Origin of the sequence: Sorangium sp. So ce124 (assembly GCF_051525235.1) — a bacterium.
GTDB classification, from domain to species: domain Bacteria; phylum Myxococcota_A; class Polyangia; order Polyangiales; family Polyangiaceae; genus Sorangium; species Sorangium atrum.
This window is the reverse complement of sequence record NZ_CP150312.1, coordinates 10381642-10398335: the sequence shown is the minus strand read 5'-3', so window position 1 is coordinate 10398335 and position 16694 is coordinate 10381642. Positions and strand designations below refer to the sequence as shown.

The 16694-nt window shown below is 73.3% G+C and carries 13 protein-coding genes; 7 read left to right on the top strand and 6 right to left on the bottom strand.

Annotated elements, in window-relative coordinates; all coding sequences use genetic code 11:
• Positions 1–4: 4 nt before the first annotated feature.
• On the bottom strand, positions 5–1195 hold the full coding sequence (gene kbl / locus WMF19_RS39140) for a glycine C-acetyltransferase (RefSeq protein ID WP_437325104.1): 1191 nt from the start codon (positions 1193–1195) through the stop codon (positions 5–7).
• Between the two features lie 283 nt (positions 1196–1478).
• Here kbl and WMF19_RS39135 point away from each other — a divergent pair, with 283 nt between their 5' ends.
• Positions 1479–2543, top strand: coding sequence for a hypothetical protein (locus tag WMF19_RS39135; protein WP_437895018.1), 1065 nt, complete (start codon positions 1479–1481; stop codon positions 2541–2543).
• A 32-nt stretch (positions 2544–2575) separates the two neighbouring features.
• A complete protein-coding gene (locus tag WMF19_RS39130) occupies positions 2576–3988 on the top strand; it encodes a DUF4331 domain-containing protein (RefSeq protein ID WP_437325106.1) in 1413 nt (470 codons plus the stop codon).
• A 36-nt stretch (positions 3989–4024) separates the two neighbouring features.
• On the opposite strand, the gene WMF19_RS39125 is transcribed toward WMF19_RS39130, so the two are convergent.
• Positions 4025–5044, bottom strand: a complete 1020-nt coding sequence (locus WMF19_RS39125; protein WP_437895016.1) for a hypothetical protein — start codon at positions 5042–5044, stop codon at positions 4025–4027.
• Positions 5045–5231: 187 nt separating this feature from the next.
• Here WMF19_RS39125 and WMF19_RS39120 point away from each other — a divergent pair, with 187 nt between their 5' ends.
• Entirely contained in the window at positions 5232–5432 is a 201-nt protein-coding gene (locus tag WMF19_RS39120) for a hypothetical protein (RefSeq protein WP_437895015.1), read from the top strand.
• Positions 5433–5466: 34 nt separating this feature from the next.
• Here the strand turns inward: WMF19_RS39120 and WMF19_RS39115 are convergent, their stop codons facing one another.
• Positions 5467–5925, bottom strand: a complete 459-nt coding sequence (locus WMF19_RS39115; protein WP_437895014.1) for a hypothetical protein — start codon at positions 5923–5925, stop codon at positions 5467–5469.
• 14 nt (positions 5926–5939) lie between these two features.
• Between WMF19_RS39115 and WMF19_RS39110 the strand changes: the two genes are divergently transcribed.
• Positions 5940–7004 (top strand): endonuclease/exonuclease/phosphatase family protein, encoded by a 1065-nt coding sequence (locus tag WMF19_RS39110; protein WP_272102810.1) that lies wholly within the window; start codon positions 5940–5942, stop codon positions 7002–7004.
• 43 nt (positions 7005–7047) lie between these two features.
• Here the strand turns inward: WMF19_RS39110 and WMF19_RS39105 are convergent, their stop codons facing one another.
• From WMF19_RS39105 to WMF19_RS39095, 3 genes are all read right to left on the bottom strand, one after another.
• A complete protein-coding gene (locus WMF19_RS39105; protein ID WP_437895013.1) occupies positions 7048–7761 on the bottom strand; it encodes a hypothetical protein in 714 nt (237 codons plus the stop codon).
• A 189-nt stretch (positions 7762–7950) separates the two neighbouring features.
• Positions 7951–8988, bottom strand: a complete 1038-nt coding sequence (locus WMF19_RS39100) for a polysaccharide deacetylase family protein (RefSeq protein ID WP_437325111.1) — start codon at positions 8986–8988, stop codon at positions 7951–7953.
• A gap of 1183 nt (positions 8989–10171) precedes the next feature.
• Positions 10172–10768, bottom strand: a complete 597-nt coding sequence (locus WMF19_RS39095) for a ComF family protein (protein WP_437895012.1) — start codon at positions 10766–10768, stop codon at positions 10172–10174.
• A 297-nt stretch (positions 10769–11065) separates the two neighbouring features.
• Between WMF19_RS39095 and WMF19_RS39090 the strand changes: the two genes are divergently transcribed.
• The 3 genes from WMF19_RS39090 to WMF19_RS39080 are packed head-to-tail and all read left to right on the top strand — an operon-like array spanning position 11066 to position 16637.
• Positions 11066–14086: a GYF domain-containing protein gene (locus WMF19_RS39090; RefSeq protein ID WP_437895011.1), complete on the top strand. Its 3021-nt coding sequence runs from the start codon at positions 11066–11068 to the stop codon at positions 14084–14086.
• Complete coding sequence (locus WMF19_RS39085; RefSeq protein ID WP_437895010.1) at positions 14083–14925, top strand: hypothetical protein; 843 nt, start codon at positions 14083–14085, stop codon at positions 14923–14925. The genes WMF19_RS39090 and WMF19_RS39085 overlap by 4 nt, the downstream gene beginning before the upstream one ends.
• Positions 14926–14942: 17 nt before the next feature.
• The gene (locus tag WMF19_RS39080; protein WP_437895009.1) at positions 14943–16637 is read left to right on the top strand and encodes an alginate export family protein; all 1695 of its coding nucleotides are present in this window, start codon (positions 14943–14945) and stop codon (positions 16635–16637) included.
• Positions 16638–16694 lie beyond the last annotated feature (57 nt).

Sequence of the window (16694 nt, the reverse complement as noted above, 5' to 3'; positions counted from 1 at the left end):
CCGCTCAGGCGACGACGCCGAGGCGCCCGCCGACCCGCCGGAAGGCGTCGATCGCCTGATCGACGTGCTCGGGCTCGTGCGCGGCCGAGAGCTGCACCCGGATGCGGGCCTCGCCCTTCGGCACGACGGGGTACGAGAAGCCGATCACATAGATGCCCTCGGCGAGCAGCGCCTTCGCCATCTCGTTCGCGAGCTGCGCCTCGCCCAGCATGATGGGCACGATCGGGTGGGGGCCGGGCTTGATGGTGAAGCCGGCCTGCGTCATCCCCTGCCGGAACCGGCGCGCGTTCTCCATCACCCGCATGCGCAGCGAGGGCTCCGCGTCGATGAGGTCGAAGACGGCGATCGAGGCGCCGGCGATGGCCGGGGCGAGCGTGTTGGAGAACAGGTACGGCCGCGATCGCTGCCGGAGCAGGTCGACGATCGGCTGCCGGCCGGTCGTGAAGCCGCCGCTCGCCCCGCCCAGCGCCTTGCCCAGGGTGGAGGTGATCACGTCGACGCGGTGCATGACCCCGCAGAGCTCCGCGGTCCCGCGGCCCGTCGGCCCGATGAACCCGGTCGCGTGCGAGTCGTCGACCATCACCATCGCGCGGTACTTGTCGGCGAGATCGCAGATGGTATCGAGCTTGGCCAGGTACCCGTCCATCGAGAACACGCCGTCGGTGGCGATGAGCCGGAGCCGCTTGCCGGCCGTCGCGCGGAGGATGTCCTCGAGGGCGGCCATGTCCCCGTTCGGGTAGCGGTGCCGCTCGGCCTTGCAGAGGCGGATACCGTCGATGATCGACGCGTGGTTCAGCGCGTCCGAGATGACGGCGTCCTCCTCGCCGAGGAGCGTCTCGAAGAGGCCGCCGTTCGCGTCGAAGCACGACGAGTAGAGGATGGCGTCCTCGGTGCCGAAGAAGCGGGCGATCCGGGACTCCAGCCGGCGGTGGAGGTCCTGCGTGCCGCAGATGAAGCGCACGCTGGAGAGGCCGAAGCCGTGCGTGTCGATTGCCTCCTTCGCCGCCGCGATGACCGCCGGGTGCGACGACAGGCCAAGGTAGTTGTTCGCGCAGAAGTTGAGGACCCCGGCGCCACCTTCGGTCCGGATCACCGGCCCCTGCGGCGTCGCGAGGATCCGCTCTTCCTTGTAGAGGCCCGCCGCACGGATGTCCTCCAACGCCCGTACGTACAGTGACCGAGCGACATCGAACATGACTTCGTTATAAAACGGGGCAGTCAGCGGGTCGACGGGGGAACGGCGTCCGGGCGGCGCCGCTGCTCATGGGCCTGAGCGCCAGCAGGCGACCCCGGACACGAGAGGCAGGGTGCACGCGGCTTTGTCGCGCGCAGCGCGGCCGGGGCCTACTCGACCCGGGAGCCCCGTGGCAGAACGGGCAGCGTCCAGCGCCGCGCGATCGCCGTGCGGCTCGGGTCGCGTGCGCCAGCGCGCGCCGCGCGAGCCGAGCGCACGAGCGGCGCCCTCGGGAGGAGCAGGCATGACGGAAGCCAGGGGGGACTTCCGGCGAAGCGCCGGTGTGCTGTGCGCTGTCGCGTCGCTCGCGGCCGCCGCGAGCAACCCGGGCTGCAGCCGCGCGGAGGATCCGCCCGGACGGACCAGCGCGAGCTCCACCGGAGGGGCACCAGGCACAACTGCGGCGAGCGGTACGGGAGGCGGGGGCGGCGCGGGGGGTGATGCTCCCTATGCGGTCTCGCCGCTCGTCCCGGCGATCGCGTTCGACGCGACGCCGGATGCCGGCGGAGCTTACGTGTACTTCACAGGCCTCGGCGCGGACGGCAGGGCCGGCGTCTTCAGGATCGGCGCGCAAGGCGGCGCCGGCGCCGCCGAGATCGCCGCCGGGCCGCCGCTCGTCGCGCCGCTCGGGATCGCGACGAGCGCCGACGGCGGTCGCCTCTTCGTGGCCGACCCAGGCGCGGGCGGCCCGGCGCTCGACGACGCGGGCGCCCTCTTCGCGATCGACCTGCCCGGCGGCGCGATCGCCCCGATCGACGGCGGCGAGGGGCTGCAGGCGCGCGGCCTCGAGGTCGCGCGCGGCGCGGACAACGAGGAGCGGATCATCTTCTCGGGGCGCGATCGCGACGACGGTCAGCCCGGCGTGTTCTCGCTGCCGGCGCACGGCGGCGAGGTGTCGGCGCTCGCCAAGGGGAGCCCGCTTGTCGACCCGAGCGGGATCGCGGTCGCCGGCCCGGGCGACGTCTTCGTGTGCGACGCCCTCGCGAGCCCCGACAAGACGGCGACCATCTTCAGGATCGAGGACGGCTTCGTGAGCCCGTTCGCGACCGGGCTCCACGTCGGTTATCCGTGCGGCATCGCGCTGACGCGCGACGACGCGGCGCTGCTCGTGCTCACGCGCGACCCGACCCGAGGCGCCGACGAGATCGTATGGATCGAGGTGGCGTCCGGGGCGCGGTCGGCGACGGCCGCCGGCGCGCCTGGCCACGACGAGCCCGGGGGGCTGCACCGGGCGAGGGGCGCCGACGTCTTCGCGTTCGTCGATCACAGGGCCCAGGAGCAAGGCTCGGTGTTCCTGCTCAGGCAATGAGCCGCAGAGGAGCGATGGAAGGACCCGCACGCATGATCCACCGACCGTCGCGCGCCGTCGCCGTCTTCACGGCGTCCGTCGCGCTCAGCGCGCCCGGCCTCGCCGCGGCGTCGAGCCACCGCGAGGCGCCGGCCATCGCGAGGGATCCGGCCGCCGACAACACCGACCTGTACGCGTGGGTGGAAGGCGGCAACCTCGTGATCCTCGCGAGCTACATTCCGCTCGAGGAGCCCGCCAGCGGGCCGAACTTCCACGGCTTCTCGGACGACGTGCTCTACGAGGTGCACGTCGCGCGCGGGCCGTCGAGCCTCGAGGACGCGCTGACCTATCAGTTCCGGTTCTCGACGAGGCCGTACCCGGCGGCGGATCCGGCGGGGATCACGCCGGCGCCGAGCGGCGGCAACGAGTTCTTCTCGCAGCTCGCCGGCGGGGAGCAGACGTACACCGTGACGAAGATCGAGGGCGGAGCGTCGACCGTGCTCCTGAGGGACGCCCCGGTCGCGCCGCCGAACATCGGGAGGAGGACGAACCAGCTCGCCTACCGGATCACGGGCGGCGGTTACCCGGCCTTCGCGACGTCCTCGAAGTTCCTCAAGCAGATGGCGGGCGGCGCGGGGCGCGCCTGGGCCGGGCCGCGCGACGACGGGTACTACGCGGATCTCGGCCGCGCGTCCGATCTGGCGGGGCTGTGCCCGCTCCTCGCGGCGCCGAACCCGTCGTGCACCGCGCGCGACAACCTCGCCGGCTTCAACGTCCACACGCTCGCGCTCGAGATCCCGCTCGCGGCGGTCAACGGCGGCGCGGAGCCCACGCCGGGGCCGAGCGACCGGCAGACGCTCGGCATCTGGGCCTCCGCGAGCCGCCGCAAGGTGCGGATCCTGCGCGCGAACGGCAAGGAAGACGGCCTCGGTCCCTGGGTCCAGGTCTCGCGTGTCGGCCTGCCGCTGATCAACACCTGGATCATCGGCCTGCAGGACAAGGACAAGTACAACCGCGCGCACCCGCGCGACGATCTCGCCAACTTCGGGGCCTATTTCCTGAACCCGATCCTGGTGCGCGACGCCGAGTTCGCCGGGCTCTACCAGGCAGGCCAGCCGCTCGCGGCCTTCGATCCCGAGGCGCTGAGGCAGGGCCGGACCGACCTCATCGACACCTTCAACCTGAAGCCCGCGAGCCTCGGAGGGCACAACCTGGAGACCTTCGGCGACGTGCTCCGGATCGATCTGGGCATGCCGTCGGGCTTCCCGAACGGCCGGGCGCTGGTCCCCGGCGCGGATCACGAGCAGACCGACGTCACCGACGCGGTGCTCACGCTCATGCTGACCGGCGCGCTCGGCACGACGGCGGGGGACGGCGTCGCCGCGAACGACGCGCGGTTCCTCCCGGCCTTCCCCTACCTCGCGACGGCCTGGGAGGGCGCGACCCAGGGCCACTTCCGGCCCTGAGCCGCCCGACGTGGCGCCGCGCGCGGAGCTCGCCTGTCACGGCGCCGCGCATCGCATCCCGCACGCGCCGCCTGCGGCGTCCCCGCGCCCTCCTCGAATACACGCGGAGCGGCACTCGCCGTCGCGCGTGCAGGCCTCGCCCTCGGCCTTCGGCGCCGCGCAGCGCCCGTCCACGCACCGCGCGCCGGCCGCGCAGAGCCCGCCGATGCAGGCGGCGCCGGCGGGGGGCAGCGCCGCCTCGCTGCAGCGCGCGTCGACGCAGCGGCGGCCCCGCCCGCAGGCCGCGTGGGCCTCGCAGCGGCCGCCGAGCGGAACGTCATCCGCGCACGCGCGCCCGGCGCAGTGGCCGCGGCACTCGGGGTGCGCCTCGGCGTAGCGCGTCTGCCGGGTGACCGCGGCCAGCGCGTCGACCGAGAGGCCGCAGGGCCCCGCGGCGCGCGGGGCGCGGCAGGTGCCCGCGTCGGTGGGGCCGGCGCCATCGCAGCGCAGCCCGCCCGCGCACTCGAGCGACGACCGGCACCGGGCCCCCTCATCGAGCGCGCCCCGCACGATCCCCTCGCACGCGGGCGGGACCGGGGCGGCGAGCGGAGAGACCCAGTCGCACCCATCGAGCGACCGTTCCATCGCCTCGACACAGCGGCCCACCTCGTCGGTCGATAGCGTCACCGCCCGCGTGCGCACCGCGAGGCTCAGCGCGCGCGCACACTCGGCGGCGGCGTGGAAGCCCGCGGCGCCGCCGCAGCACGCCGCCTTGCGCCGCGCGGGCAATGCGTGAAGCGCGTCGCACAGCCGGGCCGCGAGCGGCTCCGGCGCGCCCTCGGCCTTCCCGTAGACAGGGGTGATCTCGTCGCCCGGCGGATTCTCCGCAGACCACGTCGGCGAGGGCGCCGCGTCCGCCTCCGGCGAGGGCGCCACGGTCGCGCCCGCATCCGGTGAGGACGCCGCGGTCGCATCCGCCTCCGGCGAGGTGCGGCGAGCACACGCGGCGCAGAGGTGCAGGATCAGCGTCGCGGCGCAGAGCCGCTGCAGGCGGTCGCCATCCGTCTGGACAGGCAATGCGATCTCCTCCGCGCTGCGCGCTGCTGGTCGATCGAACGATGCGCTGGAGCGGCGAGCTTGCCGGCGCAGACCGGCGATGCAAGCTCTTTCGCGATCGGATCGAGCCTGTGGCGCCCCCGAGAGAGCCGCGGCGCGCCCAGGGCGGAGCTCCAGCGCGAGGGGAGGTCAGCGCTCCGATGCTGCGATGAACGGCTCGCGGGACGAGGACGACGCAGCCGCGCTCGGGGCGCTCAGCGACGCCGCCCTCGAGCTCGGCGCCTTCCAGGTCGCGGCCCAAGCGACTCAGCGGATGGTCGACCAGCGGCCCGGCGCGCTGACGGTTCGTGCGAGGAGCGGCGCGCGAGGCGCGCTGGGGGTGAACACGCGAGGCGTGCCTTGGTGGTGAGAGCTCACGAGTCCGGCCGAGCGGGGACTCGACGTCAGGTGTCGTATTTCACGGTCGACGGGACCACCATCGGTGGAGGGGCGATCGCAGGTTGCGACGGCGCCGGGGCGGACTCATCGTTAGGACCCGAGCCTGGCTGGCTCTTCGGTGGCTGGCCATGGAGCTCCCGCAGCCGGGCGGGCGCGGGCTCGATCGCTGTCGGGGCCTCTTCTCCTCCCGCCTCGACCTCCGCTGTGGGGGGCACGCTCACGGCGGGCGGCGGCGGGACGAACATCCTCGGCACTTGGATGGAGCGGGCGATCGACGCGACCTCCGGGAAGCTCGTGGCCATCCGCTCGACAAACGCCGCACGGGCCGCATCATCGGGGGCGCTCGCCGAGGCCTTCGCGACCCGCAGCGCCGACCAGAGCTCATAATACCAGGCGGAGAGGGAGGCATGCGCTTCCAGCAGGTCACGAATGGTATCCTCGGAAACGATGATATTCTTGCCCATGGGCGAGAGGATACATGACCGAGCGACGCCTCCCACCTCGTTCGAGCGGCCCAACACCGGCGGAGCAGGCGCCGGACCCGACCTCGGCGCGCGCGGCGCCCGGCGCTCTCCGCGGCCCCGGGACACCGGGCGACGGCGGCACGCCGCTCAGGATCGTCACCTATAACGTCCGCTACTTCGGGCACGGCACGCGGGGCATCGCCTCGACAAGCGCCGCCATCACCCGGATCGCGACGACGCTCGCGCGGATGTCCCCGCTGCCCGATCTCGTGTGCCTCCAGGAGGTCGAGACCCAGTCGCTGAGGTCCTCGACGATGAACCCGCGGTGGCACCCGGAGGAGACACAGCTCGATCGCCTGATGACCGAGCTGCACGCGGCGCTGGCGCAGGCAGAGCGGCGCGAGCGCTACGTCGCCTACTACTTCCCCGCGCACGCCTACAGGCTTACCTCGCGGACGAACATCTACACGACCGGGCTCGCGGTGCTCGCGCGCGACACATTCCACATCGGACACCACAACGCGGAGCGCCCGCACGACATCACCCATCGGCGGGGGGTCAAGAGCCTGAAGCAGACGCGCATCTGCGCGCACGTGTCGTTCGAGCACGAGAGCGGGCTGAGCTTCGATGTGTTCAACACCCACCTCAGCCTGCCGAGCGTGTTCTCGCGGGAGTTCTGGACCGGCGAGGCGAGGATGGGGTTCGGGCCGAATCAGATCGAGGAGGCGAGGGTGCTCGCCGATTTCGTCCGCCGCGAGCGCCGGAGCGACAACTTCGTGGTGGTCGGCGACTTCAACTCGCTGCCAGGCTCGCCGGTCGATCGCTTCCTGCGCGAGGAGATCGGCTTCGTGGACGCGTTCGCCAAGGTCCGATGCCTCTCCGAGACGGAGGCGCGCGCCTTCCCGACGGCGGGCTTCATGAACCTCCGCATGCACCTCGACCACGTCTACTCGTCCGAGCGCCTCGAGTGGCTGGACTTCACGGGCACGCACCCGTTCGGGCACAAGGGCGCGTTCGCAGGGCTGTCCGATCACGTCCCCCTGATCGCGCGCTGCCGCCTGCCGGGCGCCGCCGGCTGACCGCCGCGCCGCGCAGGAGCCCTGCGCGCGGCGCGCCGGCCGCTCACCCCGGCAGCCAGAGCAGGTCGTCCATGATGGGCTCGAGGCACGCGGAGATCTGGGGGCCCAGATCACCGCCGCACGCGAGCTTGCCGAAGCAGGCGCGGACCGCGTGCCGACCGCGGCTGTTCATCGCGCCGATCGCCCGCTCGAGCTGCGGGCCGAGGCCTTCCTCCAGGCTCTGCCGGCAGGTGTCGTAGTCGAGGTCTCCGCACCCCGCGAGGCGGCCGCAGAGGACGGCCATGTACGGCGCCAGGTCGGCGCGCGGGAGCGTGGTGGCCGTCATGGCCTCGGAGCCGCAGCGGCTCACCTCCTCCGCATAGGCGGCGGTGAAGGGATCGCCATCGAAGCGCCGCAGCGCTGCCAGCGAGCACTCCGAGGTCGCGCGGAGCATCTTCGGCGAGGCCATCGTCGTCATCTGCGTGCACTGGTCGAACTTCGGCCAGCCCTTCGCCTGATCGGTGGCCCGCTGGTAGAGCTCCTCGAGGTACACGCACCAGGCGCGCTGGGCCTCGCGCTGCTCGCGCTGCTCGACGCTCGTCCCCCGCGCGCCCTGCCCATCGGACGATGCCTGCGCGGGCCGCGCGGGCGCCTTCACGGAGGCGGCGGGCGTCGACGCGCCGCCGCATCCCGACGCGAGGGCCGCGGAGATCAGCGAGGCCGCGCCGAGCATCGAGACGGCGGCGCGGAAGCTGCGTTCATGGATTGTGCCTTTCACGGGAGCCCCCCTTCGTCGAACAGGCTGCGCAGCAGCTTTCGTGGCCCATCGAGGCCATGCGCGTGCAGAACCGGACCAGCGACGTGCACGTGCACAGCCCAGGCCACACGCGCGCCGGCCGAGGCGGCGTCGAGCGAGCGGAGGCGCTGCGGGTGCGCGGCGGCGGACCGGCGCGCGGTCTTTGCTCAATCAGCGGCTGGCCCGAGAGCCGGGCCGCTGGCCGATGAGCAGCTTGAGCTTGAAGAGCGCGCCGATCTGCCCGCGGTCCATGGCGATGCGCGGGAAGTTCAGGGGGTCGAAGGACGAGAGCATGCAAAGGCCGGAGTTGTTGGTGAAGCCGATCTCAAAGCCGGCCTCCCTCACGGCGCGATGGAAGGCGCCGCACAGGCTGTATCCGACGGGGTACGCGACCGCATGCACGGCCTCGTTCAGGGCGTCGGAGAGCACGCGGCGGGAGCGCGCAAGATCGCGAGTAGCTTCTTCGGGCGAGAGCGTCTGGAGGACACGATGGCTGTGCGAGTGCGACTGCACGTCCATGCCCGCCCGCCGCAGCGCCCCGATGTGGTTCCAGTCCATGATCGTCCTGGTCGCGAGCGCGCGCTCCTCGCCGAGGTCGATCGACACCCCCGTGGCGCGCTCGATCTCGTCCCAGAGGCGCCCGATGTCGACCCCGGAGGTGTGCTTGATGGTCTGGCAGACGAGCATCGCCGCGGCGATCGGGTCGCGCAGCGGCTCGAGCACGAGCGTCGCTGGGTAGGCGATCTCGACGCGCGCCCGGCGGCAGCGGTGCATGAGGAGCGCGACGCGATCCCACCAGAAGAGGCGGCCCCTGTCGGGGTACTCGGTGGCGATGAAGAACGTGGCCGTGACCCCGGCGCGCTGGAGGAGGGGCAACGCGACGTCGTGGTTGTCACGGTAGCCGTCGTCGAACGCGACCATGACGGGGTTCGGCGGGAGCTTCCGGCCCTTCGCGAGGAGCCGCACATCCCGGAGGGACACCACGGTGCCGTGCGTCTTGATGACCGCGAGCTGCTCCTCGAACTCGCGCGCGCTCACCTCGGCGACCCCTGGATCGAGCTCGTCCACGTCCGAGACTTCCGCGATGCGGTGGTAGGTGAACACGGAGAGCACGGGCAGCCGAAGCTTCGCGCGCAGCCAGAGGAAGCGATCCAGGAGCCCGAGGGTGTCGAGCACCCCGGCGGCCAGCACACGACGACCGCGCGGCAACCTCCTGCGAATCCACGTCAGTGGATGTGCGACGACGTACACACATGTATTCCAGCACACAATCAGCGTTCGTGCTTGCTCTCGCGGCCGGCTCCGACGGCGAAGCTCCTGCGCTTCCGGCGGGCGAGCCGCCGACCGGGGGAATCCGGTCCGGCAGCGATCCCGCTAAAGTGGCGCCCGATGTTCTTGACGGACAAGGAGGTATCCCAACCTGGGTCGGATGTGCCTCAACCCGGGTCGGCCAGCGTCAACGTGCCTCAACCCGGGTCGGCCAGCGTGGACGTACCTCAACCTCATCAACCTCAACCTGGGTCGGTCATGCCTCAACCCGGGTCGGCCAGCGTGGACGTACTTCAACCTCAACCTGGGTCGGACGTGCCTCAACCCGGGTCGGCCAGCGTGGACGTACCTCAACCTCAACCTGGGTCGGGCGTGCCTCAACCTGGGTCAGGCGTAGGCGTGCCTCAACCTGGGTCGGACGAGGGCCCCCCGTCGAAGCCGCCCTCGCCTCAACCTGGTTCGGTCTCGCCCCAAGCTGGTTCAGCCGAGGCCCCTCTGTCGAAGCCGCTCTCGCCGCTCGGCACCGCCGTGGTTGCGCTCGCGACTGCAACCATCCTGTTTGCGCTGGGGGTCTACACCGTCGAGACGAGCCTGCCAAAACTGGCGGCACGCGGCCGAGCGTCTCGACCGGCGACCGTGGTCACCGGCAGTCCTGTAAGCATCACCGCTGTGGCCTCAAAGCAAGCGGCCGTCCCCGTGCAGCTGGCAGCCGCGCCCCCGGCGAGCGCGACCGACGCCACCGCGCAGCCGACGCCGACCGCATCCCCGACGCCACGTGCTGAGACCGCGGCACCCCCAGCACTGCCAGCTACCAAGGTCGCGGCACCTCCAGCACTGCCAGCCACGGAGGCGGCGGCACCTCCAGCACTACCCGCTATCGAAACGGCAACCCTTCAACAGCAGACATCCGTCGACGCTGCAGCGACGACTCCGCCAACCCCGCGAAAGGGCCACGGCCTGCTCAAGATCAGCTCCTCCCGGAACGCGACCGTCTACGTGACGGGTGTGCCGGTAGGGCCCAGCGATCGACCCGTCGAGGTACGCTGCGGGCGCTTTTTCGTTCGACTGGGCGAGCCGACGCGCGACGGCACGCGGTGGCTCACCGAAGGCAGGACCGTCCGCGTCAGGTGCGGTGTGCTGACGGAGGTGAGCTTCTGAGCTCGTCCGCCCCGCTCTCGGCCGTTGCGAGGACGAGGTAGATCACCGAAGCTGCGCCCGCGCCAAGGAGCGCATCTCGACACGCGGCGAGCGTGGCCCCCGTGGTGGCCACGTCATCGATGAGCGCGACCCTCCGGCGCTGCACGCGCTCTGGCGCGTGCACGCGAAACGCACCCGCCACGTTCTGCAGGCGGACGTCGCGCGGGAGCTGCGCCTGCTGCGCGGTGGGACGGACACGGCAGAGGGCCCGCGGGGCGAAGGACACCGCGAGTCCGTCAGCGACGTGCGCGGCCAGCAGGGCCGCCTGGTTGTACCCACGCTCGGCGAGACGGCGCGGATGCAGCGGCACCGGGACAACCAGGTCGACGCGCACCTCCGCATCGCGCGCCGCGCAGAGCATCAACCGGCCGAGCGGGCGTGCGAGATCGGGGCGATCTCCATACTTGAAGCGCCGGATCCCCTCCGCGATCGCCCCTCCAAACGGAGCGAACGCGACGAGAGGCGTCCCCGCCGCGGCGCGCGAGCCCGCCCCCCCTCGCGGGGCCCCCTCTGCGTAAGGCACGGAGGTCTGCGCGCAACCGGCGCAGAATACCGAGGCATCGGCGATCGGGGTGTCACAGCCCGCACAGGCCGGCGGGCTGAGCGTGCGCGCAGCGGCGGCGAGCACAGAGCGGACTGCGGCGACGAGGGCGCGGGAAGGGCTCATGAGCGACCAGCGCGATCTTCGTCGTGAGTGGGCGTGCGGTTGCGTGGGCGCACGAAAGAAGATCTCTTTGCAAACGACGCGCGGTACGATCGCGATCGTCGTGGTTCACGTCCTGAAATTCCGGCGCTCTACCAGCTGGCGGAGGGACCCCCGTTGAGCGCGTGGAGATGGACGGATGAGCGCGGCGTCCAGCGGAGCCTGAGCACCGCCGAGCTGCGCAGCGCGCTGTCTGCCGGGATCATTCCAGGCTCCACGCTCGTCTGGCGCAAGGGCATGGACGCCTGGGCGCCCGCGTCCAGGCAGCCTGAGCTCGCCGATGCCGCCCAGCTCCGGCGCAAGCCCGAGGCGCGCACCGCCGCGCCCGAGAGGCCGGCCGCCGGGGCCGAAGAGGCTGCTCGCGAGGACGGGGCGGCGCTGGAGATCGAGCTCATCGAGGATCTGGGTCCGGCGCCCGCGCGCAGCGGCCAGCCCATCGGCCCGGCGCCCGCGGAGAGGTCCGCGAACGGGCGGAAGCCGGCGGCGCAGCACGCGACCCGGGCGACCACGCGACCGCAGCCGCCTCCCCCGCCGCGCAAGCGCGAGTCCATGCGGACGCTCACGGGCGTCGAGGCACCGACAGACGCGCCGGCCAGCGGACAGAACGCGCCGATCGTCGTGCCAGCCGCGGGCGGATCGTTCGATGCGGGGGTCGCCCGCGCGATCACCCAGCTGCCCCGTTACGACGGTCCCTCGCCCGGCGACCATGGAACGACCGAGATCCCGCGCGCGCCCAAGCTCCCCTCGGGGGCGGAGGAACCCGAGGAGACCTCGGCGGGTCAGCGCCCTGCCGCAGACGCAGGCCGCGCCGCGGGCGATGCCGGCGCGAAGGCGGACGGCGATCAGCCGGCGCCGCCGAGGCGCGCGGCGGGCGCGGCTGCGCCCAGCAGGCCGGGGGCAGCTGCGCCCAGCAGGCCGGGGGCAGCTGCGCCCAGCAGGCCGGGGGCAGCTGCGCCCAGCAGGCCGGGGGCAGCGCCGAAGGCCGCGGGCGGTACGACGTCGCGCGCGGAGGCGAGACCACCCCGGCCCCCGCCTCTCCCCCTCGATCGCGACGCGGCGCTGACGGGCGCTGCGCCGCAGAACGATGGGCGCGGCGGAGCGACGACCGGCGCCGATCAAGGCGCCGGCAAGCCCCTCTCGGCGACGCCACCGGCGCCCTCGAGCCCCGGTCGCGCCACGAAGCGCCCCGCGCCCACGGGGAAGCGCTCCGTGCCGCCACCTCCAGTTCCGGTCCGGTTCCCCGCCGTCGCCGCGAAGCGGCCTGCGGGCCCGCGCGCGCCTGACGCACCGGATCAGACGGCGGCCGGCGCAAAGGCACTCGTCCGTCTCGGAGCGCTCCCCGCGCCGCCGCCGCGCCCCCCTGCGGACGCGCCCCGCGCCGCGCCCTTGGCAGCAGCGCCTCCCTCGCCGTCGGCCGCGCTGGCAACGCCGACCTTGCCCATCGCCGCGCCGGCCCCACCGGCCGACGCTGCGCCTGTCACGGGCGCCGTCCCCACGGCGATGGCGTCGCCAGGATCGCGCCCTGCGAGCCCAGCGACGTCCACCGACGGTCCCTCGCCCCGCAGCATCGAGGAGGCGCCGGCCGGCGACGGCCGCGAGCCCGCGGCGAGCCGCGATCGCGGCGACGCCCCGGAGCCCTCCACCACGGTGCTGCACCGCGAGACCCCGGAGCTCCCCGCGCCGCCCGTGCCCAGCGAGACGAAGCGCTCTCCTCTGGCCGCCGAGGCGCCGATGGGGCGCCGCGAGTACGCGACGATCCCGTCGGTCGGCGTCGGATCGAGCGCGTCGCAGGGGCACCCGGCGATGCGCTCGTGGCCAGGGCTGCCAGGGCTGCCGAACCCGCAGCGCAGCTCGGCGGCTGCCGACGCGCTCCAGGCCTCGGGCCAGCGCTCGGATCGCGGCTCCGTCCCTGGATCGGGCAACGGCCCGCCAGCGCTCAACCCGCGCGCGCTCGCGGCGCGACGCGGCGACGGCAAGGGGCTCTCTGCAGCCGTGACCGTGCCGGTCTCGTCGCTCATCGGCCTCTGCGGGGCGGCGGTGCTCATGAGCGTCGTCGCCTTCTTCGCGGGCCGCCGCTCCGTCATGGCCGCGGGGCAGCCGCCGGTCGGGACGGCGCGCACAGCGCTCGGCGCAGCGCAGGACGCCGCGCGCTCGGCGATCCCCGTCCCGCCGAAGCCCTGCTGGGTGGCGCGTCAGCCCCAGCCATGGGCGCCGCTCGTTGCGAAGAGCATCCCCTTCGAGGTCACGGCAACGAAGGGCGGCAAGCTCGTGGTGGGGTACGCGAAGAGCCCCATGGAGGCCATCGGCCTCGAGATCGATCCCGCGACCGGGGAGCGGAGCGAGCGGTTCTCGAACCGGGAGGCCGCCGACATCGTGAGCATCTCGCCGGTCGAGGAGCGCTTCACCGTCCTCACGGCCGCGCAGCAGGCCATCCGCTCCCCCGTCAGCGTGCCGGGGCCGAGATCATTCGTCGTCGGTCTGGCGAACGGCGCTCTGGTGGCGGCCGATGCCCCCGACGCCGCCCCCTCCCCGCTCTGGCCGGTGCAAGGTGACGAGCCGCTCGAGGCGCCGCGCGCGCTCGCGGCCGGCTCCGGCGGCTACGCCGTCGCGTTCCGCCGCGAGAAGGCCGTGTGGGCAGGCTGGCTCGACGCCGAGCGCAAGCCCGTCGGTGAGCTCACCCGGGTGACCGGCTCCGGAGGCTCGATCGGCAAGCCATCGCTTGGATGGAACGAGCGCGCGCTCGCCGTCGTCTTTGCCGATCGGCCAGCGGATGGGCGATGGGAAATCCGCGCCGGGCAGGCCGCTCCCGGTACCATCCCCGGGTCGACCCAGGTGATCCCGCTCCCTTCCGGCGGCCCCGGGGGCGACGCCTTCGCGCCGGATATCGCGGGGCTCGGCGATGGACGCTGGCTCCTCGTGTGGACCGAAGGCCCTCCGGGGAGCCGCGCCATGCGCGCGCAGACCCTGGCCGCCGACTTCTCCCCGATCGGGGATCCGATCGCGCTCTCGCCGCCGGCCGGCAACTTCGGGCAAGGCGTGCTCGGCGTGTCGTCGCGCTCCGGTTACGTGGGCGTGGTGTTCCTCTCGAAGCCTGCCGCGAGCTACGAGCTCTGGGGGGTCATCCTCCAATGTGGATGACAAGGCCGCCGGACCGCGCGAGCCGGCTCCGCGCGGCGGCGCTCGCGCTGCTGCTGGTCGCGCCGCCCGCGCCCTTGCTCGCCGCGTGCGCCGCGCAGGTCTCGCTGCTCGATCAGGGGCGGGCCCTGCGCACGGGCAAGCAGCCCTACGACGAGTTCTTCGAGGCCGCCCGGGCGCTCCGCGACGAGTCGCTGAAGGCCGAGGAGCTCTCGAATGCTGCGCCGGCCGAGCTCTCGCGCGCGCTCGGGCTCGATCCGAAATCGGACCGCAAGGCGGCTCTCGAAGCGGCGCGCGCGCGCGCCGCGGAGCTCCGCGCGGCGGGCGTGCTGCTCCAGGTCGAGCTCGTGCCAGAAGCGCGGATCGTGAGCGCCCGAGGCGGTCGCTCGCTGGACGCGGGGGACAGCGATGCCATCGAGGCGTTCGAGGCGTCCTTGAAGAGCTCCCTCGCGATGTCGAAGCAGCTCGGCGAGCTCTCGAACCGCGCCGCGGAGCTCGAGAAGAAGCGGGCGTCGCTGGCGGCCGCATGGGCCGAGGCGCTCGCGGACGATCCGCAGCGCCGCGAGGTGAAGCACGAGCTCGAGGCGGCCGAGCGCGTGATCGCGGAAGCGGGCGCGGCCGCGGATCGACACGCCGGCAGGGCGTCGAAGCTCGCGCTCGATCTGGTGCTCGCCGTCGATTCGGGCGACGCTCCGGCGCGGCGGGGCGCGGCGAGCCGACCACCGCCGAGGCAGCCCGCCACGAGCGTGAAGGCGCCGCCGCGGCGCGGTAGCGGCGCAGGGGCCGCCCCGAAGCCACCCAAGCCGCCGGTGTCGCGCGGCGAGGACGATTTCGATCCCTGACGTCGTCGGCCAGGCGCATGGCGCACGCCGCATGGCGCACGCCGGCATGGCGCGCGGCACGCCAGCTGTCCCCGCAGGACGCCGGGGCCGTCGGGAAGGAGCGGAGCCGCTTCCCCACTTGTCCGACGCGCATCGGGACGCCTATCCTCCGCGAGCGATCCAGGAGCGCCGCCCGCCCGAACGCCGCGGTCCTGGCCGCACCTCTGCAGTCCGACGACCCCGCGCTCCGGCCCTCTTCGCTGATGATCCGATCCCTGCCGTTCGCCTCCATCGCTCTGGGATCGGCGCTCCTCGCGCTCACGTTCGCGCCCGGAAGGGCGGCGGCGCAGGCGTCGCCGCAGTCGGAGGGCCTGGCCGTCGGCGGGTTCACGTTCCGCCCCTCCGTGGAGTTCCGGCTCCGCGGAGAGTTCCGCCGGTACCCGGTCGACACGGGCGGCGACGTCTACAGCTCGAACGCGGTGCTCGCCGAGGGCTTCGGAGGCGCGCTGCCGCCGCTGAGCGACACCGGCAGCGTCGTCAAGACGCAGTGGTTCTTCGCCCAGCGCGCGCGCCTCGGGCTGACCGTCGAGCGCGGCCCCGTCACGGGCGTCGTCACGCTGCAGGACGCGCGGCTCTGGGGGAACGACGACGCGATCTTCGTCGGGCCGGGCGAGCCGGCCCTCCCGGAGACGGCGCCCTACGAGGCGTACATCGATCTGCACAGACGCTCGGGACGCCGCGCCTTCGTCCGGCTGGGCCGGCAGCGGATCGCGTGGGGCGATGGCCGCCTGGTCGGAGCGGACGACGAGACGCTCACCGGGCGATCGCTCGATGCGGTGCGCGCAGGGCTGCAGCTCGGCAACGTCGACATCGAGGCGATGGCCGTGGTCCTCGCTGCGCCAGGAGGCGCTCCGCCCGAGGTGGCAGGGACGCGCAAGCCCATCGCCGCCGGGACAGGGGCCCAGCTCTACGGCCTGAACGCGATCTGGCGGGTCGCTCCCCTGCTCCACCTCGAGGCCACGGCGCTCGCGCGCATCACCCGGGAGCCGCGCCCGACCTGGCTCACGCCCGGCGACACCGTCGTCCTCGACGCGCGCGTCTCGGGCGACCGCCGGGGCTTTCGCTATGCGCTCGAGGGGGCGTACGAGCTCGGCCGCGTGGCCACGTTCGCGGCCGACCGCGCTCTCGGCGCGTTCGCGGCCGCAGCGCGGGCAGAGCTCGAGACGGCGCTCCCCGCGCACCTCACCTTCAGCGCCCGCGGCGCCTACGCGACGGGCGACGATGGCGCGCTCGAGGTGGGCGAGACGCAGCGCCGCTTCGATCCGATCCTGCCCGACGCGCAGGACAACCACGGCCCCATGGGGCTCTACGGGTGGTCCAACGTGATCGAGGGAGGCGGAAGCGTCCGCGCCTCGCCCTTCGAGCCGCTGACCGTCTCCGCCGGCTACACGTTCATCGGCCTCGCCTCTCCAACAGGCAGGTGGGTGACGGCGCGCCTCCTCCCCGTCGGCGCCGCCAGCGACAACGAGAGCCGGACGCTGGGCCACGAGATCGATCTCTCGCTCGCCTTGCAGCCATGGGAGCCGCTGCGGCTCGCGCTCGGCTACGGCCTGTTCATCTTCGGTGACGGCGCCAAGGCGATCTTCACGAGCGCGAACCGCGCGCACGACGACGGCCGCCCGGCCGATCTGCAGCAGTGGGCGTTCCTGCAGGCAACGCTGACCGCCCCCTGAGGCGATCCGGGGAGCGCGCCGGCCGCGCGCTTCGCTCTTCTAATGGGGCAGGGAATC

Excerpts from the sequence above, each read along its gene's own strand:
- kbl (WP_437325104.1), bottom strand. The coding sequence starts at position 1,195 with ATGTTCGATGTCGCTCGGTCACTGTACGTACGGGCGTTGGAGGACATC.
- WMF19_RS39135 (WP_437895018.1), top strand. The coding sequence starts at position 1,479 with ATGACGGAAGCCAGGGGGGACTTCCGGCGAAGCGCCGGTGTGCTGTGC.
- WMF19_RS39130 (WP_437325106.1), top strand. The coding sequence starts at position 2,576 with ATGATCCACCGACCGTCGCGCGCCGTCGCCGTCTTCACGGCGTCCGTC.
- WMF19_RS39120 (WP_437895015.1), top strand. The coding sequence starts at position 5,232 with ATGAACGGCTCGCGGGACGAGGACGACGCAGCCGCGCTCGGGGCGCTC.
- WMF19_RS39115 (WP_437895014.1), bottom strand. The coding sequence starts at position 5,925 with ATGGGCAAGAATATCATCGTTTCCGAGGATACCATTCGTGACCTGCTG.
- WMF19_RS39110 (WP_272102810.1), top strand. The coding sequence starts at position 5,940 with ATGACCGAGCGACGCCTCCCACCTCGTTCGAGCGGCCCAACACCGGCG.
- WMF19_RS39085 (WP_437895010.1), top strand. The coding sequence starts at position 14,083 with ATGACAAGGCCGCCGGACCGCGCGAGCCGGCTCCGCGCGGCGGCGCTC.
- WMF19_RS39080 (WP_437895009.1), top strand. The coding sequence starts at position 14,943 with ATGGCGCACGCCGCATGGCGCACGCCGGCATGGCGCGCGGCACGCCAG.